This window comes from uncultured Brevundimonas sp., from assembly GCF_947305955.1.
GTDB lineage: Bacteria > Pseudomonadota > Alphaproteobacteria > Caulobacterales > Caulobacteraceae > Brevundimonas.
On the sequence record NZ_CAMZFB010000002.1, the window covers coordinates 36640 to 59802 of the forward strand.

The following is a 23163-nucleotide window of genomic DNA, read 5'->3' on the forward strand; positions in this document are numbered from 1 at the left end:
TTGCGACCTCCCATCACGCGTAGGGCTCGTTACGGAAGGCCGTGCTGGCGTGCAGCAGGGTGTCACCATTGTTCAGCCGCGTCATGGCGTGGCCTAGCAGAGGGCTGACAATCGGCTGGCGGTACCAAACGCGCATCAACATAAAGCTGCGCGGTGCGCCTATGTTGAACTTGGTATCGTTGGGATCGAACACCCCGTCCTTGATGGGGTCGTTGATGCCCGGATTGCTGAATGAGGCAACGGGCTGGAGGTCGAGCTGGAGACGTTGCAGGCAGGCTCCTTCGAAAACGGTCATCCGCCCGCAAACTTCCTTGATAAAGTCTTCCTTGGTCGCATTGGCTGGGATTTGCCCCGTACGGACAAGACGACCGCTGTTCATGACAGCCGACTCCAGCAGCGAGCTGACGGTCAGGATCGACGCCACTTCAAAGATGGCCAACATCAGTACAAAGAATGGGAAGGCAACAAGAGCAAACTCGACTGCGGTCGCTCCCTCGCGGACACGGCGCTTTCCGGCGCGGCCTTTACCCGACGCACGCGCACAACGCGTCTTTGGTTGTTCCAGCATTTGCCCACCCCCGGACAGCCATCCTCAAGCTTGAGGGGACCTACATGCCCCCGATGGCCTTAACGCCCTCTTTTCAAATCGATCAAAAATAACGCGCAATTGTAAATTCTCAGGTATTCAATGTATAACAACGGTCTTTCAAAATATTGGTAATACACTGTTTGGTAACCACGATTATGTCCTTCACAGGCGCAAAACTTTACCGTCGTTTAAGGGATGTTTGTCAGCTTGATCACGCATCAGGGGCTCCGTAGCGTGCTGCGGAGGCTCTACTGCGGGGGGCAGCCAGTGTCCTCCTGCCAAAACGAGAGAGGACTACACATGCGTAATCTGCTGAACCGCTTCGCTAAAGACGAATCCGGCGCAACCGCCATCGAATACGGCCTGATCGCCGCCCTTATCGCCGTTGTCATCATCGGCGCTGTTGGTGCCATCGGCACCACCCTGAGAGATAAGTTTGAGGCCGTTGAAACCGGTATTCAGACGGGTGAGGCTCCTGAGTAACTAGGACCTCCTGGCTATCTTGAGTTTGAAGGGCCGGAGTTCTTCTCCGGCCCTTTTTAGTGCCCGAAAGATTGGCTTAACCAAATTATGGCACTGTTGGAGCCATGTTTTATGCTCTGAGCGCCCTTTTGTTTCTGTACCCCGCCCTGGTGATCCTGGGCGGAGTTTACGATCTCGCGACGATGAAAATCCCCAACTGGATCTCCATCGCCCTGGTCGGGATTTTTATCCCGATTGCGCTCATTGTTGGCCTGTCGTGGCAGGACGGAGTGATCTCCCTGGCGATGGGCTTTGTTGCACTCGCTATCGGCATCGTTTTGTTCGCCCTGCGGATACTAGGTGGCGGAGATGCAAAGCTTTTAGCCGCTTCCATAGTATGGGTCGGTATGTCGGGACTGGTGCCGTTTCTGGCCATCACGGCGCTGGCTGGCGGGGCCCTTTCAGTGGCTCTTCTGGTGGCGCGTAAATGGGTACCGATGATGCCCGTTTCCCTGCCTTCGTGGTTGCAGCGCCTGATGCAGCCCAAGGGTGACATCCCCTATGGCGTGGCTATCGCCGCGGGGGCAGTACTCGGGTTCCCGTACTCTCAACTGTTGTTGAAGTTATCGTAACCAAGTTCGTTAGTAACATCGTTCCGATGTGCTGCTTTATTTGAACTTTCAAATGCCATTTGGTGGCAAAAGCGTGGATCCCTGCGGCTTTTGACTGCCGGAGAACATCAATGAAGCCTGCAAAGATTGCTGTAATCTGCGTTGCTGCTCTGGCTGCGGTCGGTCTCGCGCTTGTCGTGCGCTCTATGGGATCGTCGGGTCAGCAGAAGCAGGGCGCAGAAGTTACAGCGCCAGCTGCTGCGACGACCAAGGTTTTGGTTGCCGCTCATGACCTCGCCCCCGGGCATCAGCTGACTGCCGCCGACCTTGTTTGGAAGGACTGGCCTGCTGCCGATGTACATCCGGCTTTTGTGACCGATGGTTCCGTGCCGCGCCCTGACGCTGCGGTTCCTACCGAAGAAACGAAGGACGGTACCGTAGAAAAGGTCGTCGATGCTGTGGTCTCGATCAACAGCCCGACCGCGATCGACTCCTTCACCGGTGCGATTGTCCGCGAACAGATTTTGGCCGGTGAGCCGATCCAGGCCCGCAAGATCGTCCGTGCGGGCGAAAGCGGCTATCTCGCCGCCTTCCTCGAGCCGGGCATGCGCGCCATGAGTATTCCGGTCTCGGCCGATACCGCCGCCGGTGGCTTTATCCTGCCGGGCGACCGCGTCGATGTCCTGCTGACCCGCGAGGTGGATGTCCCGTCGGGTCAGGACACGCGCAAGCGTACCGTGACGGCTACCGTTCTGCAGAACCTGCGCGTTCTGGCGATCGACCAGTCGACGCAAGCCGCCGCCGAAGAAAAGGCAGTCGTCGGTGCGACCGCGACGGTCGAGGTCAACGACCGCGATGCAGAGACGCTAGCTCTTGCCCGCGCCCAAGGCGACCTGACGATTGTGCTGCGTTCCTACGCCGATGCGAGCGGGCCGCGAGGCCTGATCCCCGGCGCTGTACGTCGTGGTGAATATTATGGCGGCCGGACTACCGTCGCCGCAGCAGGCGATGCGGGGGCCCCCAATCCCGCCAATGATCCTCGCGCTGTCCGCATCTTCCGCGGCACCAGCGAGCCGGAAGTGGTGGTTCTGCAATGAGAAGGCTTTCGATGACATCGAACAAGAGCCGGTACCGTATGACGGCTGTCGCCAGCGCCGCCTTGGCCGGGGCTGTAGCCCTGCTCGCTCCGATTGCGGCACAGGCTCAGGCCCTTAATCCGGCGGCGGCCAGTACGGCGACCGTCGTGTCGGGTTCGGCACCGCGTCACATCAACCTGCCCAAGGGATCGTCCTTCGCTGTCGACCTGCCCTCGGACGTGCGCGACATCGTCGTGACCAATCCGGCCGTGGCCAATGCCATGTTGCACACCCATCGCCGGATTACGGTTGTGGGTCTGGCACCGGGCGAGACGGACGCTGTGTTTGTCGGCTCGAACGGCCGCGTGATCCTGACGCTGAAGATCCGCGTCGATGCCGGTGTGGCTGCCCTTCAGGAAGCGCTGAACCGCACCTTCCCGGGCAGCGGCGTGCGCGCCGAAGCGGTCAATGACGGCATCATCCTGACGGGCACTGTCGCCAGCATGGGCGACGTCGAGCGCGCCAGCCAACTGGCCCGCGCCCACGCCTCCGACCCGTCCAAGGTCGTGAACATGATCTCGTCCTCGGGGGCCGATCAGGTCACCCTCAAGGTGCGTGTCGTCGAGGTCCAGCGCAATGCCATCAAGCAACTGGGTTTCAATACCCAGGCCTTGATCAACGGCAATGGACGCCACCCCTTCGAGTTCTCGACCGGTATGAATTTCTCGGTCAACTCGGGTCTGCAAGGCGGCATCTCTGCGGATTGGCAACGCCTTACGGATCCGGGCAGTGATCTGACCAGTGGCCGCATCGGTATCAGCGCCTTCGAACGGGTTGGACTGCTGCGCACTCTGGCGGAGCCGAACCTGACCTCGGTCAACGGCGAGGCAGCCAGCTTCCTTGCCGGCGGCGAGTTCCCCATCCCCAAGAGCCGTGACCGCGATGGTCAGGTGACGGTGGAGTACAAACCCTACGGTGTGGCTTTGGCCTTCCGTCCCGTGGTTCTGTCCGAAGGCCGCATCAGCCTGCAGGTCAAGGTCGAGGTCTCTGAACTCAATCCGGGGTCGGGCATCACCATCGGTGCCGGCACGGCGTCGTCCATCACCCTGCCGGGCCTGACGGTCCGCCGCAGCGAAACGACCGTTGAAATCCCGTCGGGCGGTGCAATGATGATCGCGGGCCTGTTGCAGGAATCCACCCGTCAGGCCGTGGATGCCCTGCCCGGCATGACCAATGTGCCGGTGCTGGGTGCCCTGTTCCGCTCCCGGGACTATCTGATGGGCGAGACCGAGCTTGTGGTCATCGTCGAGCCCTACATCGTGACCCCGACCTCGCCGTCGCGCATGCAAACTCCGGCGGACGGGTTGCGCATCGCGAACGACGCCGAAACCATCTTCTTTGGCCAGCTGAACCAAGCTTATGGCTCTCCGGCAGCCGGTACCGCAGGTACCCGCTGGCAGGGCCCGGTCGGCTATGTGATCGAGTGACCGACATGATGAACCGATCCCTCTACGCAGTTCTGATCGCGGGCTCTGCCCTTGGTTTGGCCGCTTGCGGTGGCCTTGATGCCGGTCTCGACCGTGGTCCGGCTATCAACCCGCTGTCGCGCTATGTGCTGCAGGTCGAGCCGGACTTTGACCGCATCGCCTTGCGTGCACGCAGCGACGGTCTTTCGGAGCCCCAGCGCCGCGCGGTGTCGCAACTGGCCACGCGCTATCGCGCCTCGGCCCAGACCGGTCTGGTAATCCAGGTGCCGGGTGCGGGTGACAATGTCACCAACGCCACGGCGCGGAATATCGTCAACGCCCTTGCCGGCTACGGCATCGGCAGCAGCCAGATCAGCATGGGGTCCTATGAGGCCCCGGGTGCTGACGCTCCTGTTCTGGTCGGCTTTGAAACCATCCGCGCACAGGTGCCGCAATGCGGTACGGCCTGGGGCAGTGCGACGCGTACGGCTCAAAATACGGGATCGGCCAATTTCGGCTGTGCCGTGACGGCTAATCTGGCTGCCCAGATTGCCAACCCGAACGACATCGTCAGTCCGCAACAGATGACGCCTGCCAGTGCCCAACGCCGCGCCGTCGTCTATGATGCCTACAGGCAGGGCACCCCCACTTCTGCCACGCGTGAACCCCTTTTGGTGGAAGCACGCATTTCAGACGTAGTTGAGTAAGTCATGACCAAAGCGACCCCCGTCGACGATCCGTTGGACGGCTTCGAAATCGACGACGATTTCCTGACGACCATCAATACCATCGCGGCAGAAACCGACGATGTGGTCTCGACGGCGGCCGCGCCGGAGATAAAGCCTGGCTATGATGTCGGTGCTGCTTCTCTCAACTTTATGGAAACGGCGTTGAACCGGGTTGAGGAGGCGTTCGCACAAGCGGATACCCAGCCCGACGAGACCGTGCCGCCTCCGTCCGAACCCCTCGAGGCATCTGATATGTCTGCATTGAAGTTCGCGTCATCCCCTGAAACCTTTGAGCCGATGTCGTCCGATCCCGTCGCGACGATTGAGCTGGATGACATCGAAGTCATTGAGGCCCGACCGACGCTGGTGGATGTGAAGGATGTGGCCCCTGCCGCCGCAGAGCCGGTCGCCGATGCAACTCCAGAGCCGGTCCAAGAGCCGGTTATTGAGCCGATTGGCCCCGCTACGGTGGTGTCGCCCAGCAGCGTCGAGCCAGCCGGTGGAGCGAGCGTGCCGGTCGTCGCCGGTGTCGCCGGTCTCGACTTCGATGATCAGGCCGCCAATGTCTCGATCCCGCGCATTGCGGTGCATGTTTTCTCCGAGCGTCAGGACACTCTGGCAGCGGCCGAACGCGCGGCTCAGGACCGCCGCATGTCGCGCGCCACGACCCAGGTGCGTATCGGTGGCATCGCCGCTGCGATCGAACATTATCAGTCCGAGCCGACCCCGCCGCTGATCATCGTCGAGTGCATGAAGGATGCGCGCAGCCTGCTGGCTGAAATCGACCAGCTGGCCGAGGTTTGCGATTCCGGCACCAAGGTGGTTGTTATCGGTGCCGCCAACGACATCCTGCTCTATCGCGAGCTGATGCGTCGCGGCGTCAGCGAATACATCGTTGCCCCGATCCAGCCGCTGCAACTGATCGCGGCCATTGGTGGTCTGTTCGCCGATCCGGACCAACCATTTGTGGGACGCACGATTGCCTTCATCGGCGCACGCGGCGGCGCAGGGGCCTCGTCGGTGGCACACAACACCGCCTTCGCCATGAGCGAGCGGATCGGTGTGAATACGGTCATCGTCGATTACGACCTGCCGTTCGGCACCTCGGGTCTGAACTTCAATCAGGATCCTTTCGGCGGCGTCGCCGATGCCCTGAGCCAGCCCGAGCGTCTGGATGCGACCCTGCTGGACCGGATGATGGTGCGTTGCACCGACCGTCTGAGCCTGTTTGCCGCGCCGGCAACGCTGGATACCGACTGGGAAATCCGTCCCGACGCCTTTGACGAGGTGACCAGCCGCATCCGCACCACGGCCCCGTTCGTGGTGCTGGACCTGCCGCACCTGTGGTCGCGCTGGATGCGCGAACAGCTGATCGCGGCGGACGAGGTCGTGCTGGTGGCCACGCCTGATCTGGCGTCGCTGCGGAACGCCAAGAATCTGGTGGACCTGATCCGTCAGGCCCGCCCGAACGATGCCCCGCCGCGCGTCATCCTCAACCAGGTGGGCATGCCGGGTCGTCCGGAAATCCCCGCCAAGGAATTCGGTCAGGCGCTGGGTATCCACCCGTCGCTGTCGATCCCGTTCGACGCCAAGGTGTTCGGCTCTGCGGCCAACAATGGCCAGATGGTGCTGGACACCGCCGCCAAGACCAAGGCGGCAGAAGCCTTTGAAACCCTGGCGCAGATCGTATCGCAGCGCCAGTTGCCGACCGCGCCCGTCAAGGCGCGCAAGGCTGCCCCCAGCCTCTCGGGGCTCTTCCGGAGACGATAGTCCATGTTCGGCAAGCGGCAATCAGCAGTAAAGCCCATCGTCCCTCCTCATGACGAGGAGCACGATGCTTCGCCAGTCGCGCCGCTGGCCGCGGAAACACGTCAGGACCCGCCGGCCAAATCTGCGGCGTCTTCGGGCGCACAGATTGACGGCTTCGGTCTGGAAGCTCTCGAAGGTCTGACGGCCCCTGCGCCCGAGCCCAAGGCTGCCCCGCGCAAGACAGCCGGCTTCGAACAGATCAAGAAGGCCCAGGCCGTCACCGAGATCGTTCGCGAGCAGAGCGACTATTATCACGCCACGAAGACCACCATCTTCAACGCGTTGATGAACACCATCGACCTGTCGCAACTGGCCCAGCTGGACCAGAAGGCCGCGCAGGAAGAGATCCGCGACATCGTCGCCGAACTGGTGGCGATCAAGAACGTCTCCATGTCGGTGGCCGAGCAGGAGCATCTGGTTCAGGACATCGTCAACGATGTGCTGGGCTATGGTCCGCTGGAGCCGCTGCTGGCGCGCGACGACATCGCCGACATCATGGTCAACGGGGCCAACCGCGTCTTCATCGAAGTGGGCGGCAAGGTCCAGCTGACCAATGTCCGCTTCCGCGACAACACCCAGCTAATGAACATCTGCCAGCGGATCGTGTCGCAGGTCGGCCGCCGCGTGGACGAAAGCTCGCCCATCTGTGACGCCCGTCTGCCGGACGGTTCGCGTGTGAACGTTATCGCCCCACCATTGGCGATCGATGGTCCGACCCTGACCATCCGTAAGTTCAAGAAGGACAAGCTGACCATGCGCGATCTGGTGGAGTTCGGCTCCATCAGCTCCGACGGTGCCCGTGTTCTGGGCGTCATCGGTGCGGCGCGCTGTAACGTTCTGATCTCGGGCGGTACGGGTTCGGGCAAGACGACCTTGCTCAACACGATGACCGCCTTCATCGATCCGACCGAGCGCGTCATCACCTGTGAGGACGCCGCGGAACTTCAGTTGCAGCAGCCGCACGTGGTCCGTCTGGAAACCCGCCCGCCGAACCTTGAGGGACAGGGCCAGATCACCATGCGCGATCTGGTGAAGAACTGTCTGCGTATGCGTCCCGAACGCATCATCGTCGGCGAAGTGCGTGGTCCTGAAGCCTTCGACCTGCTTCAGGCCATGAACACCGGCCACGACGGTTCCATGGGCACGCTGCACGCCAACAGCCCGCGTGAAGCCATCAGCCGTATGGAATCCATGATCACCATGGGTGGCTATGGCCTGCCGTCCAAGACGATCCGCGAGATGATCGTTGGCTCGATCGACATCATCATCCAGGCCGCCCGACTGCGCGACGGTTCGCGCCGCATCACCCACGTGACCGAAGTCGTCGGCCTCGAAGGCGATGTGATCGTGACGCAGGACCTGTTCGTCTACGACATTACCGGCGAGGACGCCGCGGGCCGCGTGAACGGTCGTCACCGTTCCACGGGCATTGCCCGTCCGCGCTTCTGGGACCGTGCCCGCTACTATGGCCTTGAACGCGAGTTGGCCGACGCTCTGGACGCTTCGGAGTAATCTCTATGCTGATGGCACTCGCAGCAGTTCTGGCCTTTGTGACCATCGCCGGTCTGGGGTGGGTGCTGGTCGGTGGCGATGACAGCGCCGCCGACGGCGTCAAGCGCGCCAAGGCATTGGCCGCCGCCCGGCCCGCCTCTGCGGGGCAGGTCAAACGCGCATCCTCGGCGTCACAGTCGCCCGAGGCGCGCCGCAAACAGATCCTGACCCAGCTTCAGGATGCCGAGCGCCGCGACCGCAAGGCCCGTGTGCGCCTGTCGGCCCGTATCCATCAGGCCGGCCTGAATATGTCGGTCCGCACCTTCATCATCATCAGCGTGGTGGCGGGCGTTCTGGGCTTCCTGTTCCCGCTGGTACTCAAGGCTCCGCTGCTGCTGTGTCTGGGACTGGGTGTGGTGCTGGGCTTTGGCGTTCCGCGTTGGGCACTGGGTTTTCTGGCCAAGCGCCGGATCAAGAAATTCTCCGCCGCCTTTGCTGACGCCGTCGATATTCTGGTGCGCGGTATCAAGACCGGGTTGCCGGTTAATGACTGCTTCAAGATCATGGCCCGCGAAAGCCCGGAGCCGCTGGGCGGTGAGTTCCAGCGCCTACTCGAAGGGCTGGGCGTGGGCATGTCCCTGACCGACGCGCTGGACCGCATGTACACCCGCATGCCGACGCCGGAGCTGAAGTTCTTCTGCATCGTGATCGCCATCCAGCAGAAGACCGGCGGTAACCTCGCCGAGGCCCTGACCAACCTGACCACCGTGCTGCGCGCGCGTCGTCTGATGCGCGAGAAGATCAAGGCCATGTCGTCCGAAGCGGTCGCTTCGGCCATGATCATCGGCTCGCTTCCGCCGCTGGTGATGACCATCGTCATGATCACCAGCCCCAGCTACATGATCACCATGTTCACCGATCCGCGCGGGCAGTTCATGCTGCTGGTCGCCGGTTGCTGGATGGGTATCGGCATCTTCTCGATGAAGAAGATGATCAACTTCAAGTTCTGACGGGAGCCGGATATGGAAGGTTTCATCGGCTTCATGACCACCCCGCAGAACCTGCTGTCGATCCTTGTGGGCGTGGCGGTCTTTGCGACCCTGTTCACCCTGCTGTCGGGTCTGGGCGGCGATCAGGATCTGGAAAAGCGCATCAAGCGCGTTGCCGACCAGCGTGACGAGCTGCGCCGTCGCTCGCGTGCGGCCATGCAGGGCGGCAATACGCCCACCCTCCGCCAGACCGACGAGGGCTTTAAGAAGCGCGTCGTGGACCGCCTGAACCTGTCGACCCTCCTTGAGGACCCCAAGGTCAACGAGAAGATCTTACAGGCCGGTTTCCGTGGCCAAAGCCCGATCACCACCTTCTACTTCTTCCGCTTCTCCATGCCCTTCATTCTGATGGTGCTGGCAGCGGTCTATCTGTTCGTCATCACCGATTTCGACGTGCCGCTGATGACCAAGGTGGCGGGCGTGGTGGTGGCCTTTGCCATCGGCTTCTATGCGCCGAATATCTATCTGACCAACCGCATCCAGAAGCGCCGCCAGAAGATCGTGGAGGCCTTTCCCGATGCGCTCGACCTGCTGCTGATCTGCGTGGAGTCGGGCATGTCGATCGAGGCTGCGATCCAGAAGGTCAGTCAGGAAATCGGCACCCAGTCACTGGAACTGGCCGAGGAACTGAGCCTGATGTCGGCGGAGCTGTCCTATCTGCCGGACCGTCGCATGGCCTATGAAAATCTGGCCAAGCGCACCAACCATCCGGGCATCAAGTCGGTGGCCACGGCCATGACGCAGGCCGAAACCTATGGCACGCCGCTCAGCACCGCGCTGCGCACCATGGCCAAGGAAAACCGCGAACTGCGTCTGGCCGCAGCCGAAAAGAAGGCGGCGGCGCTTCCGGCCCAGCTGACCGTACCGATGATTATCTTCTTCCTGCCGGTGCTGTTTGTCGTGATCATGGGACCGGCCGTCATCAGCATCATGGACATGATGGCCAATAACTAGGGCCGGGGGCTGATCAGCTCTCGCTGACAGCCTTCAGCTTTTCGTTGATCTCGGTCAGAGCGGCGCGGAACTTGGCGCGGTGCTTGTCGTGGAACATCTCGCCGCGCAGGCCGCCAAAGATGATGCCGTTGGTGACGATGGTGGCACCTTTTTCGACTTCTTCCAGCGTGATGAAACGCGAGGTCGTGAACAGGAAGCCGCGCTTTTCCGCCCACACCAGCTTACCGGCGGGGACCCAGTCGGACACACTGGCCGAGGCCGTGCGCGGCCCCACGGACGGCCAGCTTTCCTCATAGGACAGAGGCGCGTTGAAGCCGATGGCTCCCACCGTGTTCTGCTCATAGGGGTTCCACCGCGACCAGTGGTCGAACTCTTCGATGAACTGCCAGATGTGCTCGGCCGAAGCGCGGATACCGATACGGTTTTCGATGCGGGTGCTGTCCATATCCTGCCTCTGACATGACGCGGGCATTGATAAAAGCCCCTATGCGGTCAACCCTGTCAAAAAGCGGGTCGGTGACGTGCGGGCGCTATGCGGGGCCCGCCGCTGCGGCTATGGCTCGCAGCGAGGAAAGGACCACCATGATCAAACGCTATCAATCCAATCACCGTATGAGCCAGGCCGTGGTGCACAACGGCGTGGCCTATCTGGCGGGTCAGGTCGGCGAGACGCACGAGGATGTCGTTGAGCAGACCCGTACCGCTCTGAAAGAGATCGATGCCCTGCTGGCCGAGGTCGGCAGCGACAAGTCGAAAATCCTGATGGCGACCATCTGGCTGGCCGACATGGCCGATTTCGAAGCGATGAACAGCGTCTGGGATGCGTGGGTCGATCAGGCCAATCCGCCGTCGCGCGCAACGGGCGAGGCCAAGCTGGCAGCACCGGAATACCGCGTCGAAATCATCGTGACGGCAGCCGTCTGATGGACGACAAGTCGGAACTGGAGCGTTTTCGCGCCGCGCGCGTCACGGCGCTGTACCGCCTGGACCTGATCGAGAAGGGCGCACAGATCCACTATGACGACGGCACGCCCGTCGACATGGCTTCGGAAGCCAAACGTCTGAAGGAACAGGTCGCGGACATGGATCGCCGCATCCGCAACCTTGAGGACAAGATCAAGCGGCAGGCGATGAACTGACCGCTGCAGGCGCGGCTGTGGTGTCGGGCGCGGGTTGAACCGGCTGGACACGCAGCTGCGCATTCTCGGCGCTGGAAACCGCCGCAGGTTCAGCCGCGGGCTGGGCCATCAGCATCGGCACCAGAGCCGTTACGGCCAGCAAGGCGCCTACCAGAAGCGCAACTACGGCCACACTGATCAGCAGGATGGTGTTGCGGCGGCGACGGTTACGCCCCACTCCGGCGCGGACGTTGCGCACAATAATGTAGCGCTTGTTGTCGAAGGCCTCGGACCCGATGATGTTGTGCTGGGACATGACAGACGCGCTCCCGATCTTGCGTACTGTCGCCCAAACTGCCGATCCGTGCGGCCAAACAATGGCCTAGTGATGATAGAGATAAGGCCACCCCGACGGAGTGGCCTTTTCAGTAACGGTATTCTTGTCGCGGATAATCAGAGGCTGAGATTGACGGTGCGACCGCCTCGGATCTGGACCTGCTGCATCAGGACATGCACCGGCGCGTCACCGGCACGGACCGGCACGATCAGGTAATAGCGGCCATCCGGCAGACCGGAGAAGGTAAAGCGATTGTCCTCGCAGGCGGTCGAACGCACGAACTCGCGATAGTCTTCATGCGGGTCCGACACGGTGCGGGCCCGCACGACGTCGGCCGGCAGCACGGCGCGGTTGGTGGCACCATAGAGGGTGCGCATACGGGCGTCGGTGAAACGCGTCGCGGGGGTCAGGCCTGCGCTGGCCACGCAGGAAAAGGCCACGCCGTCCTGAGCGGATGCGACGACACCGTTGATGCCGCCCTGTCCAGCGGCGCTGGACCATTCGAAATCGGCGCGGTTGAAGGCGCTGCTGGCGACCGGCATTGCGCCCGTGCCAGTGGTCGAACAGGCCGCCAGCGAGCCGGCACCGGCGAGCGCCAGAAGGGCCAGTGAAACGCGGGCGACTTTGTACGCTTTAATCGACATTGGGGGGCCTCGTTCCTAAAGGGAAGATCAGGCATGGCCCGTAGGATGACGCAGTGTCAAGCTTGTCCGCGAGAGAAGGCTGGTCCACAACGGCAGGTAAGGATGGGGGCAACATAAGCCCATTGCGACAACGACGCGCCTGAGGAAACACCTTCGCCCATGACTGTTACTTTTGAAGATATCCGTGCCGCACAACAGCGTATTGCCGGTCAGGTTGACCGCACGCCTGTGCGCCATTCGCGTCGCCTGTCACAACTGACGGGTGCAGACATCTGGATCAAATACGACAACCTGCATTTCACCGGATCGTTCAAGGAGCGCGGCGCGCTGAACCGCCTGCTGCAACTGACGCCGGACGAGAAGAAGCGCGGTGTCGTCGCTGCCTCGGCGGGCAATCACGCCCAGGCGCTGGCCTATCACGGCGGGCGGCTGGGTGTGCCCGTCACCATCGTCATGCCCGAGGGCACGCCCTTCGTGAAGGTGGACGGCACCCGCGCCCACGGGGCCAATGTGGTGATCCACGGCCTCGACTTCTCCGGTTCGACCGAGGAGGCCAAGCGGCTTCAGGCCGAGCATGGCTATGTTTTCGTATCGGCCTTTGACGATGAGGGTATCGTCGCGGGGCAGGGCGTGTGCGGTCTGGAGTTCCTTGAGGATGCCCCCGATCTGGACGCCCTCATCATTCCCATCGGCGGGGGCGGCCTGATTGCGGGCAGCGCCATCGCGGCCAAGGGGATGAAGCCCGACATCAAGGTCTTTGGCGTGGAAGCTGCACGCTACCCCTCCTTCACCGCCCGCCGCCGTGGCGAGCCGCCTGTCTGCACGGGCCAGACCATTGCCGAGGGCATCGCCATCAAGGCCGTGGGCGAGATTCCGTTCGCCTTGTGCAACGATCTGGTCGACGAAATCTTTGTCTGTGAAGAAGCCGACTTTGAAAAAGGCGTGGCCTTGCTGGCGACGCTGGAAAAGACGGTCGCAGAGGGCGCGGGCGCAGGTGGTCTGGCCGCCATTCTGGCTAATCCCGAACGCTTCAAAGGCATGAAGATCGGCATCGAGCTGACGGGCGGCAATATCGATGCCCGCATGTTGGCCGTAGTGCTGAACCGCGAGATGGTGCGCGAAAAGCGCCTGATCGTTTATCGCATTCTGGGCGATGACCGTCCGGGCATGCTGTCGGCGATGGCGGCGGTCATCGGGGGGCTTGGCGGCAACATCATTGATGTGGTTCACAACCGCCTCGCACTGGACGTGCCGGCCAAGGGGGCGGAGTTCGACATCATGGTCGAGACCCGCGATGCCAGGCACGCCGAAGACATTGGACAAGCCTTGAGGGACAAGGGTTATGAACTTCGCATGGGCTAAGCCCGCTACTGTTGTCGCAGCCATTGCCGCACTGGCTCTGGGGGCCTCGGCCTGTGGCCGTAATGACGGCGCTGCCACTGCCAATGACGAGGCCGCGATCAAGGCCGCTCAGGAATTCCTGATCGAGAACGGGACCAAGGACGGGGTGAAGACCCTGCCGTCAGGGCTGCAGTACAAGGTCATTACCTCCGGTCCCGCAGACGGCATTCAGGCCGACAGCAATGATCTGGTGCGCGTGCATTATGAAGGCACCCTGATCGACGGCACGGTGTTCGACTCCTCGTTCGAGCGCGGCACCCCCGCCATCTTCGCGCCGGAACAGGTCGTGCCGGGCTGGACCGAGGCGCTGCAACTGATGCGTCCGGGCGACGAGTGGTTCCTCTATGTCCCGCCGGCGCTGGGTTATGGCGACAGCCAGTCCGGCCCGATCCCGCCGCACTCGGTGCTGGTCTTCCGCCTCAAGGTGCTGGACGTCGCGCCGGTGCCGGGCGGCCACAAGGGCGGCAAGACCGAGAACGGCTAAAGCCCGTTAGGCTTCCCATTCGCTCCTGACCGAAGCCTCGCTCTCGGTCAGGAGCTTTTCTTTTTTGAGCGCCTCGAAACGGCTGGGCGACAGCTGTTTCAGCGCCCAGACGGCAGTGGCGCGCACCACATCGTTGTCGTCGGCCAACAGGGCTTCGACGGGGGCAATCAACGCCGCATCGTCCGAGTTTCCTGCCGCGTGCAGGACATTGCGGATGAAGCGGTTGCGGCCAATCCGTTTGACGGGGCTCTTGGTGAAAAGCGCGCGGAAGGCCGCATCATCCAGGGCAAGCAGATCGGCCAGCTTGGGTGCGACCAAACTCTCGCGCGCCTGAAGCCGCGTCTCGCGCGCTTCCTGCGCGAACTTGTTCCACGGACAGGCGGCCAGACAGTCGTCGCAGCCATAGATGCGGTTTCCGGTCAGGGCGCGGAACTCACTTGGCCAGACGCCGCCGTATTCGATTGTCAGATAGGACAGGCACCGCCGTGCATCCAACTGGAACGGCGCGGGGAAGGCCTTGGTGGGACAGGCGTCCAGACAGGCGTGACAGGACCCACAGTGCTGGACCTCGGCAGGATCGGCGTCGATCTTGGCGGCGGTCAGAATAGTGCCGATGAAGAACCAGCTGCCCAGTTCGCGGCTGAGTAGATTGGTGTGCTTGCCCTGCCAGCCCATGCCCGCGCGCATGGCCAGCGGTTTCTCCATCAGGGGGGCGGTGTCCACAAACACCTTCACCTCTTGGCTGAGGCGCGACGCGATCTGGCCCGCCAGTATCTTCAGTCGGCCCTTGATGACCTCGTGATAGTCGTCACCACGCGCATAGACCGAGATATAGCCGTTGGAGGCTTCGTCCAGTTCGGGGCGGGGGTCGTGATCGGGGCCATAGTTCATGCCCAGAACAATGGCTGTCTCGGCCCCGTCCCACATGCCATTGGGGTGGCTGCGGCGGTCCAGAGTGGTTTCCATCCACGACATGTCGCCGTGATAGTCGGCCTCGACAAAGGCCTTCAGCCGCTCGCCCGCCGACCATGGCTCACGCGCATTGGCAAAGCGGCACACACTGAACCCCAGTTCAGCGGCGCGCTTGCGGATGAAGTCTCTTGGATCGGCGGCCATCAGCGCCCTCTACGCCGTTGCAGGCTTAGAAGTCGAGGTCCGTGTACCAGCTGGCCGGGGACACGCCGGGCAGGCGGTCCGACAAAAGCGTGCGGAAACAGGGGCGCGACTTGATCTTGGAGTACCAGATCTTGAGCGAGGGCACGACGCCCCACGGCATCTCGCCGAAATAGTCCAGCACCGACAGGTGACCGGCGGCGACCAGATCGGCCTGACTGATGCGGCGACCGGCCAGCCATTCACGGCCGGCGGCCAGCTCTTCCAGCATGACGAGGTGGTGCTTCAGCGCCTCGCGGCCCTCGCGCAGCTGGCGGGCATCGGGCGAACCCAGACGCAGCAGCGGCTTTTCAACCCGCTCGTGCAGCAGGATGGAATCCACATCGTCCGAGAAACGACGGGCGAACCAGGTCGTCAGGCGACGGGCCTCGGCGCGTTCGGCGATGTCGCTGGACAGCAGGACTTCGGTCTTGGAGCGGTCCTCGATCCAGCCCAGAATGGCGTCCAGTTCGCACAGGTGGATGGTCTTGCCGCGCTCTATGATGCTGAGCACCGGCGGCATGCCCGACGCGTTCAGCTCGAACAGCGGGCAGTTCTCGTCCCACGGACGGACCAGTTCCTCGCCCCAGTCGATCTTGGCTTCGCCCAGCGCCAAGCGCGCCGCGCGCGAGGCCGGATGAAAGGCGAAGTGATAGAGGACGGCAGGGGCTGACATTTCACAACCCTCAAACCATGACGCACGTTAAGAGTGCGTTTACCGCGATGCGTGACGCGCAGAAAAATACAGATTTCAGAATTTATGTTTGCGGAACAAGGGTGTTCGGTGGCGTCGGCGCAGGGTCGGCATGGATAATCACATCCACATCGGGCTGAAGTGCCATCACGCGGCGCTCGGCTGCAACCACCAGTTCATGCGCGTCGGCCAGCGTCAGGTTGCGATCCACATCCACGTGCATCTGCACCATCAGCGTATTGCCCGCCATGCGGGTCCGCAGTTGGTGGACATTGGTCAGGCGCTCGTCTTCCAGCACGGCGGCCACAACAGCATTGCGGACCTCATCGGGCGCGGCCTCGTCCAGCAGGTGCCCTGCTGCGGAACGCGCCAGCCCGAAGGCTCCCCATCCTAGCCAGACGGCCACGACCAGACCTGCGGCGGCATCAAGCCCCGGTGCCCTGAGCAGGGCTCCTGAAATCACCCCGATCAGTACAACGGCATTGGCGGCAAGGTCGGCAGAATAGTGGGCGCGGTCACCCTTTACCGCCATGGAGTCCGAGCTGCGGATGGCGCGGCCCTGTTGCCAGATCAGCCATGCGGTGACGGCGATTGAAAAGACCGTCACACCGATGGCCCATCCGCCGCCTGTCACCGGCTGCGGATTGAAGATGCGGCGCACCGCTTCCAGTCCGATGAAGACGGCCGAGGCCGCGACCAGACCCGATTGCACCAGAGCCGCGAGGCTTTCAGCCTTGCCGTGGCCATAGCGGTGCTCGTTGTCCGGCGCGGCGGCGGCCCAGCGCACCGCGAAGAAGGTGGTCAGCGAGGCCAGCAGGTCCAGCGCCGAATCCGTCAGCGAGGCGAGTATGGAAACCGATCCCGACGCGCCATAGGCAAACCCTTTGGCGACAACCAGTATGCACGCCACCGCGACACTCAAGGTGGTGATGCGGCGGTTTACGGCTGCGGGATCGTGTACGGCCTCGTTCATGCCCCCTTGTCGCGCAAAAGGTGCGTTTCGCCAATGGCGGCAAAGGCCGCACGGGACTAAGACAGTCGGGTTAAACCGGTTTGGCCATGATTTGCGCCACACCTGATCACAGCGAGGAACAATGGCGGATTGGCTGATTGCGATCCTGATGGGGATCGTTGAGGGGCTCACGGAGTTCATTCCGGTGTCTTCGACGGGGCACCTGCTGCTGCTGGGGCATTTCCTCGGCTTTGAAAGCACGGGCAAGACGTTCGAAATCGTCATCCAGCTGGGCGCCCTGCTGGCGATTATCAGCATCTATTTCAAGAAACTGATCCATCTGGCGATCCGCTGGCCGACCGATGCCGAGGCGCGCCGTTTCATCATCGGCCTGCTGGTGGCCTTCCTGCCTGCGGTGGTGATCGGCTTTACCGCCTATGATTTCATCAAACAGGTGCTGTTCGAGACGCCGCTGGTGATCTGTATCGCCCTGATCGTGGGCGGCTTCCTGCTGCTGGCGCTGGACAGGATGAAGAAGGTGCCGGTCTATCTGGATGCCGACAAATATCCGATCCGCGTCTATTTCCTGATCGGTCTGGCCCAGTGTCTGGCCATGATCCCGGGCGTGTCGCGTTCGGGGGCGACCATTGCGGGTGGTCTGTTGTTGGGTACCGACAAGCGCTCGGCGGCCGAGTTCAGCTTCTTTCTGGCCCTGCCGACCATGGGCTCGGCGGTGTTCTGGGACCTGCTGCAGAACCGCGCCACGCTGAACTTTGACGATATCGGTCTGATTGCCATCGGCTTTGTCTCGGCCTTCCTCGCCGGTCTGGCGGTGGTGAAATTCCTGCTCGACTTTGTGTCCAAGCGCGGCTTTGGCCCCTTCGCATGGTGGCGGATCATCGTCGGTGTCGCGGGCCTGATCGGTCTGGCCGTCACGGGTGGCTTCTAAGACAGGCAAAAGAAAAGGGGCTCCGGATCGGAGCCCCTTTTTTATCGGGTCGAGACCTGCCGGATCAGGCGGTCACGGTGGCGTATTGACCGCCATTGCGGTAGCGCCACAGATAGCCCTCGGCGATGGCCTTCATGCCGACCGGCTCGATGCCCAGATCGGCAAAGCCCTTCGCTCCTTCGGACACGACATTGTCGGTGGCCAGCATCTTGACCTGATCGACGGTCAGGGCCGGGGTCAGGCCAATGGCCGCCGGGATTTGGGTCAGCGAGGCGACAGCCTTGGCCGCGACGGTCGGCAGGGCGATGGCGAGACGGTCACGACCGGTTTCCGCCAGCACATAGTCGATGACCTGCTTCATCGTCCAAACGGCCGGACCACCCAGTTCGAAGGTCTCGCCCGCGAACTGCGGGTTGACGGTCAGGCGGGCGACGGCCTCGGCCACGTCCAGAACGTGGACCGGCTGCAGGCGGCTTTCGCCCTCGATGATCGGCATCACCGGCATGCGGGCGGCCATATTGCCGAAACGGTTCAGGAACTGGTCTTCCGAGCCGAAGATCACCGACGGACGCACGACAACGGCCGAGGGGAAGGCGGCACGGACAGCCTGTTCGGCCTCGCCCTTGGTGCGGGCATAGTCGGCAGCGCTGTTAACGTCGGCACCCAGAGCCGACATCTGCACCAGCTGCTTGACGCCAGCGGCGGCAGCGGCCTCGGCGATGTTGCGCGAGCCTTCGACGTGGATGGCGTCGAACTTGCGACCTGCGGTCTCGCACAGGATGCCAACCAGATTGATGGCCGCATCCGCGCCTTGCAGGGCGGCGACGACATCGTCCTTCTTGGTGATGTCGCACAGGGTCAGTTGAACCTGACCGACATCGCCGGCCATACGCAGCTCATGCGCCAGTGCGGGCTTGCGCACAGCGATGCGGATACGCCAGCCGCGACGGGCCATGGCACGCGCCACCTGAGCGCCTACAAAGCCCGAGCCTCCGAAAATGGTCACCAGACCGGGGGCAAGTTCAGCCATTCTTTGCGTGCTCCAAACACCATATCGCTCCGCCCCGTGGCGGATGCGACGAAATCTACGTCGGGGGCTTAACCGATGCGGGCCCGACCCGCAAGAAAAGGGCCCGTTTCCGGCCTGTCGGGCGTGACCTTTGCGCCACGCGCCCCTGTATTAGTGGCCGATAAGGGAACGAAACCGCACAGACGTGACTATCCGGTAAGCATGTTGTGGCATGACCGGATCTGCTCAGGTCCTGTTCATTGTCGTTGTATTTTCCTGCCCCCCTACCCCCGAGGGACGAAAGGTAATCGAGATGATCGCGGCACTGGCCCTGCTGGCTATGGCAGGGGCATATCCCCAGGCACAGACGGTGTCGGCTCCGGCCACCGTGCGACCCGCTGTTGTCCGCGTGCGTCGTCCCTTGCTGGCACCGGCCCTGCTTCAGGATATCGATCCGTCTCTGCAACAGTCGACGGTGTGCGCGGCCCATATGGAACTGCTGATGGAAAAGCTGTCGGCGCGCCATGAAGAGCCCGACGCCTCCTTCATGATGGTGCAGGAATACTGGCAGGACCGTCTGCCCGATCCCGACTCCAAGGACGCCGTTTCGGACGAGGCGTTCAGCCGCATCAAGGACAGCTTGAACGCAGGGGCTGAACACGACGCCCAGCAGTATCTGGCCGGACTTCAGGAATGTGTGATGGCCGCAGCGCGTGGTGGCGCGCTGGACTGACCCCGACAGGTATAATTCGAATAGAAAAAGGGCCGCCCTCCGTATTGGAAGGCGGCCTTTTTACTGGGTTGGTCTGTTTTTACTGGCGACCGATCAGGGTATCGACCGAGTTGGTCGTGACCGGATGGTAGAGCGGACGCGACTTGGCATAGATGGCGCGGGCGTGCGCCTGACCCCAGTCGCCCTGACCCCACAGGGTCTGGAACAGCGGATAGACGAATTTGCGTCGACCCACGCTGGTCAGGAAGTGGTCCGCCGTCGCCACCGAAGGCTCGTAGCGGTGGGCCAGCGCGACCTGAAGCCATGCGAACAGGACCTCGGCATTGCCGGTCTCGTTCAGCGACAGGGTGGACTGCAGATCATCCAGCTGTGTCGTGGTCAGCCATGACTTGGCCCCGTCTGTCGGACGCCATGACAGGAAGTGCTGGCGCTGCTGGGTGTTCCAGTTGGCCCACGGAATGGCCGAGGCCGGACCCTTGGCAACATAGAAGGCCTCGGCGGCCTGATCGACCACGGTGAAGGCATTCGAGACCGGAGCCACGGCGTTCGACGGCAGGCCCGGCTGGTGCACCCACTGCTCCAGCATCAGGGCGTTTTCCATCTGGGCATCGCCCTTCACCAGATGGGTGCGGATGTCTTCCATGAAGCGGTCGGTCGTCATCGGACGCCATGCGTTGCGCTCGAAATAGCCGCGCATCCACGCATCGAACTTCTCGCGGCCCGCGATGCGTTCGATGGTGCGCAGGAAGGCCGCGCCCTTGTCATAGGCGATGGTGTTCATGCCCTCGTCAGGATCGCGACCCTGCAGGTCCAGCTTCAGGCGGGTGTCCGCCGGATCGAGCGTGGCCAGTTCTTCCTGCAGGCCCGTCCATGCCAGAACCTGTTCCTGCACCGCGGCATCGTGGCCGTAGATGGCCTCCATGATGCGGTTCTCGAAATAGGAGGTGAAGCCTTCGTTGAGCCAGAAGTCGTCCCATGTGGCGTTGGTGACGAGGTTGCCCGACCAGCTGTGGGCAAGCTCGTGCGCCACCAGCGACACCAGCGAGCGGTCGCCCGCGATGATGGTCGGCGTGGCGAACGTCATCATCGGGTTTTCCATGCCGCCGAACGGGAAGCTGGGCGGCAGGACCAGCAGGTCATAGCGACCCCACTGATACGGACCATAGAGGGCCTCGGCGGCGTCGATCATCGGCGCGGTCGGCACCAGTTCGTGGTGCGTGCGCTCCAGCTCGCCCGGTTCGGTCCACACGCCCGAGCGGTGGTCGAAGGCCTTGAAGTCGATATCGCCAACGCCCAGCGCGATCAGATAGGGCGGGATCGGCTTGTCGAGGTTGAAGCTATAGGTCTTTTGGCCGTTGCCTGCGGCGACGCCCTCAGGCGACAGGTTCTCGGCCGACATGACGGCGCGCAGGCTCTCGGGCACGGTGATGCGGGCGCTATAGGTCTGGCGGATGCCGGGGCTGTCTTGGGTCGGGATCCAGGTGCGGGTCAGGATGGCCTGTCCCTGAGAGAACAGATACGGGTGCTGGCCGCCTGCCGTCTGTTGCGGGCTCAGCCATTGCAGGGCCGAGGCATCGGGGCGGGTGGAATAGTGGATGGTGATTTCCATCACCTGCTGGCTCGCCGAGGCCGGAACGGTGATGGTCAGGGGCTGGCCCTTGATCGGGTCCGATGCGCCCAGCGTAAAGGGAAGGGCGGCACCGCTGGCGTCGGTCACGGACTTGATGTCGAGGCCCTTGGCATCCAGCACCACCTCGCCCACGCCTGCCTGCACGCCGACAACCAGCTGTGCGGTGCCGCTCAGGGTCTTGGCGGCAAAGTCGGCGGTCAGGTCCAGCGCGACGTGGGTGACGGCGGCATCATTGGGACGCGCATAGGAATGCACGTCGTTGATGTAATAGCCGCGGACCGTCTTGGCCTCGCCTGCGGCCTGTGCGGCTTCGAGAGCGGCAGCCGCAGCGGAAGTTGCGGCCGAGGTTTGGGCCTGCGGGACACTGGCGCGGGCCTCGGGCGCGGTGCCGGAGGTGGCACAGGCTCCGAGGCTGGTAGCCAAGGCGGTTGCGAGGGCAAGGGCGGATACCTTGCCAGCCAGACGAAGGTTCATCGGCAGCTCCTGAATTCAGATGCTGCCGAAGTGGCCCCGTTCTGGTGGAAAGATCAAGTTACAGGCTTGTGTGATGAATGTCGGGCTTTGAACAACTTGCCCTTTTCGGCCCACAGCACCAGCACAAGTCCGGTGATGGCGAGCAGGGCAAAACCGACCGTCAGCGGGACGGTCGTGCCGTTAAAGCTCTGGCCGATGGCAAAGCCCAGAAGCGCGCCCACGATGGTCGAGATAAAGCCCTGTACCGACGAGGCGGTGCCAGCGATATGGCCCATCGGCTCCATCGCCATGGAGCCGAAATTGCCCGCAACCAGACCGAAGCAGAACATCTTGCAGCCTTGCAGGATGGAGAAGGTCCAGATGTTGTCATGGCCCGACAGCGACACACCGGCATGGATCAGGCTGAAGAAAATGAAGCCGAGCAGGGCCGAGTGCGAGATCATGCGCGAGCCGAGTTTCTCGACCAGTTGCGAGTTCAGAAGCGACGAAACCGCAATACCGCAGGCCACCAGCGCAAAGACGGTGGTGAACAGTTGCGGGGCCTTGAAGATGTCGAAGAAAATCTGCTGGGCCGAGTTGATGAAGCCGAACAGACCCCCGACGATAAAGGTCATGGCGAGGGTGTAGCCCATGGCCTGACGGTTGGTCAGGGCCTGGGTGAAGGCTTCGACGATCGGGGAGAGACGGATTTCGCGGCGGTCTTCCGGATGCAGGGTTTCAGGCAGGCGAAGACCGGCCCAGATCATGAAGCCGGCACCGAACAGCGCAAACAGCCAGAAGATCCACTGCCACGGACCGATCAACAGGATCAGCTGACCCACGGTCGGCGCAAGGATCGGCACGCCGAGGAAGACGAGGAAGCTCAGGGACATGACGCGGGCCATGGTGCGGCCCTCATAGCGGTCACGCACGATGGACACGGCCAGCACGCGCGTGGCGGCGACCCCGATACCCATGCCGACGCGGGCCAGAAGCAGCAGAGCAAAGCTGTGCGAAAAGGCCGCGACGACCGAAAAGGTCACATAGATGCCGATGCCGCTCAGCAGTACCGACTTGCGGCCATAACGGTCCGACAGCGGGCCATAGGCCAGTTGCGCGACCCCGAATCCCAGCAGATAGGCAGTGATAATCCACTGGCGCGTATTCTCGTGCACGACGCCCAGATCGGCACCAATGGCCGGCAGGGCAGGCAACATGGCGTCGATGGCCAGCGCGTTCAGCGCCATCATGATGGCGATCAGGCAGACGAACTCGGCAAAGCCGGGGCCTTTGATTTTGGGGGTCGTGGCGTTTGTCATCAGGCGCAGATGAATGTTGTCGAACGCGGGCGCAAGCCGAGATGCGGCTTGAT

25 protein-coding genes are annotated in these 23163 nt (G+C 62.8%); 15 read left to right on the forward strand and 10 right to left on the reverse strand.

Annotated features, from left to right (window positions below):
- Positions 1-13 precede the first annotated feature (13 nt).
- Positions 14-568: a TadE/TadG family type IV pilus assembly protein gene (locus Q0Y42_RS00865; RefSeq protein ID WP_297799140.1), complete on the reverse strand. Its 555-nt coding sequence runs from the start codon at positions 566-568 to the stop codon at positions 14-16.
- Between the two features lie 321 nt (positions 569-889).
- Between Q0Y42_RS00865 and Q0Y42_RS00870 the strand changes: the two genes are divergently transcribed.
- The 9 genes from Q0Y42_RS00870 (at position 890) to Q0Y42_RS00910 (ending at position 10235) form a co-directional block, all read left to right on the forward strand.
- Entirely contained in the window at positions 890-1072 is a 183-nt protein-coding gene (locus Q0Y42_RS00870; protein ID WP_297799142.1) for a Flp family type IVb pilin, read from the forward strand.
- A 104-nt stretch (positions 1073-1176) separates the two neighbouring features.
- Positions 1177-1683, forward strand: coding sequence for a prepilin peptidase (locus Q0Y42_RS00875; RefSeq protein ID WP_297799145.1), 507 nt, complete (start codon positions 1177-1179; stop codon positions 1681-1683).
- Positions 1684-1793: 110 nt separating this feature from the next.
- Complete coding sequence (gene cpaB, locus Q0Y42_RS00880) at positions 1794-2759, forward strand: Flp pilus assembly protein CpaB (protein ID WP_297799147.1); 966 nt, start codon at positions 1794-1796, stop codon at positions 2757-2759.
- A gap of 11 nt (positions 2760-2770) precedes the next feature.
- Positions 2771-4225, forward strand: coding sequence for a type II and III secretion system protein family protein (locus Q0Y42_RS00885; RefSeq protein ID WP_297799149.1), 1455 nt, complete (start codon positions 2771-2773; stop codon positions 4223-4225).
- A 5-nt stretch (positions 4226-4230) separates the two neighbouring features.
- Positions 4231-4911 carry a CpaD family pilus assembly protein gene (locus Q0Y42_RS00890; RefSeq protein WP_297799151.1) on the forward strand — a complete coding sequence of 227 codons (681 nt, stop codon included), beginning with the start codon at positions 4231-4233 and terminating at the stop codon, positions 4909-4911.
- A gap of 3 nt (positions 4912-4914) precedes the next feature.
- Entirely contained in the window at positions 4915-6702 is a 1788-nt protein-coding gene (locus Q0Y42_RS00895; RefSeq protein WP_297799154.1) for a cellulose synthase operon protein YhjQ/BcsQ, read from the forward strand.
- A 3-nt stretch (positions 6703-6705) separates the two neighbouring features.
- Positions 6706-8253, forward strand: a complete 1548-nt coding sequence (locus Q0Y42_RS00900; RefSeq protein ID WP_297799156.1) for a CpaF family protein — start codon at positions 6706-6708, stop codon at positions 8251-8253.
- A gap of 5 nt (positions 8254-8258) precedes the next feature.
- Positions 8259-9242, forward strand: a complete 984-nt coding sequence (locus Q0Y42_RS00905; protein ID WP_297799157.1) for a type II secretion system F family protein — start codon at positions 8259-8261, stop codon at positions 9240-9242.
- Between the two features lie 12 nt (positions 9243-9254).
- Positions 9255-10235 carry a type II secretion system F family protein gene (locus tag Q0Y42_RS00910; protein ID WP_297799159.1) on the forward strand — a complete coding sequence of 327 codons (981 nt, stop codon included), beginning with the start codon at positions 9255-9257 and terminating at the stop codon, positions 10233-10235.
- A 13-nt stretch (positions 10236-10248) separates the two neighbouring features.
- Here Q0Y42_RS00910 and Q0Y42_RS00915 read toward each other — a convergent pair whose 3' ends face one another.
- The gene (locus Q0Y42_RS00915; RefSeq protein ID WP_297799161.1) at positions 10249-10680 is read right to left on the reverse strand and encodes an SRPBCC domain-containing protein; all 432 of its coding nucleotides are present in this window, start codon (positions 10678-10680) and stop codon (positions 10249-10251) included.
- A 137-nt stretch (positions 10681-10817) separates the two neighbouring features.
- On the opposite strand from Q0Y42_RS00915, the gene Q0Y42_RS00920 reads away from it, so the two are divergent.
- Positions 10818-11159 carry a RidA family protein gene (locus Q0Y42_RS00920; protein ID WP_297799163.1) on the forward strand — a complete coding sequence of 114 codons (342 nt, stop codon included), beginning with the start codon at positions 10818-10820 and terminating at the stop codon, positions 11157-11159.
- Positions 11159-11374 carry a hypothetical protein gene (locus Q0Y42_RS00925; RefSeq protein WP_297799165.1) on the forward strand — a complete coding sequence of 72 codons (216 nt, stop codon included), beginning with the start codon at positions 11159-11161 and terminating at the stop codon, positions 11372-11374. The genes Q0Y42_RS00920 and Q0Y42_RS00925 overlap by 1 nt, the downstream gene beginning before the upstream one ends.
- Here the strand turns inward: Q0Y42_RS00925 and Q0Y42_RS00930 are convergent.
- Complete coding sequence (locus Q0Y42_RS00930; RefSeq protein ID WP_297799168.1) at positions 11352-11669, reverse strand: hypothetical protein; 318 nt, start codon at positions 11667-11669, stop codon at positions 11352-11354. The two genes, Q0Y42_RS00925 and Q0Y42_RS00930, sit on opposite strands and share 23 nt — an antisense overlap.
- Positions 11670-11806: 137 nt before the next feature.
- Positions 11807-12334 (reverse strand): hypothetical protein, encoded by a 528-nt coding sequence (locus tag Q0Y42_RS00935; RefSeq protein WP_297799170.1) that lies wholly within the window; start codon positions 12332-12334, stop codon positions 11807-11809.
- A gap of 159 nt (positions 12335-12493) precedes the next feature.
- On the opposite strand from Q0Y42_RS00935, the gene Q0Y42_RS00940 reads away from it, so the two are divergent.
- Both Q0Y42_RS00940 and Q0Y42_RS00945 read left to right on the forward strand, forming a co-directional pair.
- The gene (locus tag Q0Y42_RS00940; RefSeq protein WP_297799172.1) at positions 12494-13696 is read left to right on the forward strand and encodes a threonine ammonia-lyase; all 1203 of its coding nucleotides are present in this window, start codon (positions 12494-12496) and stop codon (positions 13694-13696) included.
- Positions 13677-14219, forward strand: a complete 543-nt coding sequence (locus Q0Y42_RS00945) for an FKBP-type peptidyl-prolyl cis-trans isomerase (RefSeq protein ID WP_297799174.1) — start codon at positions 13677-13679, stop codon at positions 14217-14219. The genes Q0Y42_RS00940 and Q0Y42_RS00945 overlap by 20 nt, the downstream gene beginning before the upstream one ends.
- 6 nt (positions 14220-14225) lie before the next feature.
- Here the strand turns inward: Q0Y42_RS00945 and queG are convergent, their stop codons facing one another.
- The 3 genes from queG to Q0Y42_RS00960 all read right to left on the reverse strand — a co-directional run bounded on the left by queG (position 14226) and on the right by Q0Y42_RS00960 (position 17038).
- Entirely contained in the window at positions 14226-15335 is a 1110-nt protein-coding gene (queG, locus tag Q0Y42_RS00950; protein ID WP_297799176.1) for a tRNA epoxyqueuosine(34) reductase QueG, read from the reverse strand.
- A gap of 25 nt (positions 15336-15360) precedes the next feature.
- Positions 15361-16047 (reverse strand): glutathione S-transferase family protein, encoded by a 687-nt coding sequence (locus Q0Y42_RS00955; RefSeq protein WP_297799178.1) that lies wholly within the window; start codon positions 16045-16047, stop codon positions 15361-15363.
- Between the two features lie 82 nt (positions 16048-16129).
- A complete protein-coding gene (locus Q0Y42_RS00960; protein WP_297799180.1) occupies positions 16130-17038 on the reverse strand; it encodes a cation diffusion facilitator family transporter in 909 nt (302 codons plus the stop codon).
- Positions 17039-17159: 121 nt separating this feature from the next.
- On the opposite strand from Q0Y42_RS00960, the gene Q0Y42_RS00965 reads away from it, so the two are divergent.
- Positions 17160-17966 carry an undecaprenyl-diphosphate phosphatase gene (locus Q0Y42_RS00965; protein ID WP_297799182.1) on the forward strand — a complete coding sequence of 269 codons (807 nt, stop codon included), beginning with the start codon at positions 17160-17162 and terminating at the stop codon, positions 17964-17966.
- A 64-nt stretch (positions 17967-18030) separates the two neighbouring features.
- Here Q0Y42_RS00965 and Q0Y42_RS00970 read toward each other — a convergent pair whose 3' ends face one another.
- On the reverse strand, positions 18031-18996 hold the full coding sequence (locus tag Q0Y42_RS00970; RefSeq protein ID WP_297799184.1) for a complex I NDUFA9 subunit family protein: 966 nt from the start codon (positions 18994-18996) through the stop codon (positions 18031-18033).
- 211 nt (positions 18997-19207) lie between these two features.
- Between Q0Y42_RS00970 and Q0Y42_RS00975 the strand changes: the two genes are divergently transcribed.
- Positions 19208-19708 (forward strand): hypothetical protein, encoded by a 501-nt coding sequence (locus Q0Y42_RS00975; RefSeq protein WP_297799186.1) that lies wholly within the window; start codon positions 19208-19210, stop codon positions 19706-19708.
- Between the two features lie 79 nt (positions 19709-19787).
- Here the strand turns inward: Q0Y42_RS00975 and Q0Y42_RS00980 are convergent, their stop codons facing one another.
- Both Q0Y42_RS00980 and Q0Y42_RS00985 read right to left on the reverse strand, forming a co-directional pair.
- Complete coding sequence (locus Q0Y42_RS00980; protein ID WP_297799188.1) at positions 19788-21812, reverse strand: M1 family metallopeptidase; 2025 nt, start codon at positions 21810-21812, stop codon at positions 19788-19790.
- A gap of 53 nt (positions 21813-21865) precedes the next feature.
- The gene (locus tag Q0Y42_RS00985) at positions 21866-23110 is read right to left on the reverse strand and encodes a multidrug effflux MFS transporter (protein ID WP_297799191.1); all 1245 of its coding nucleotides are present in this window, start codon (positions 23108-23110) and stop codon (positions 21866-21868) included.
- Between the last annotated feature and the right edge of the window lie 53 nt (positions 23111-23163).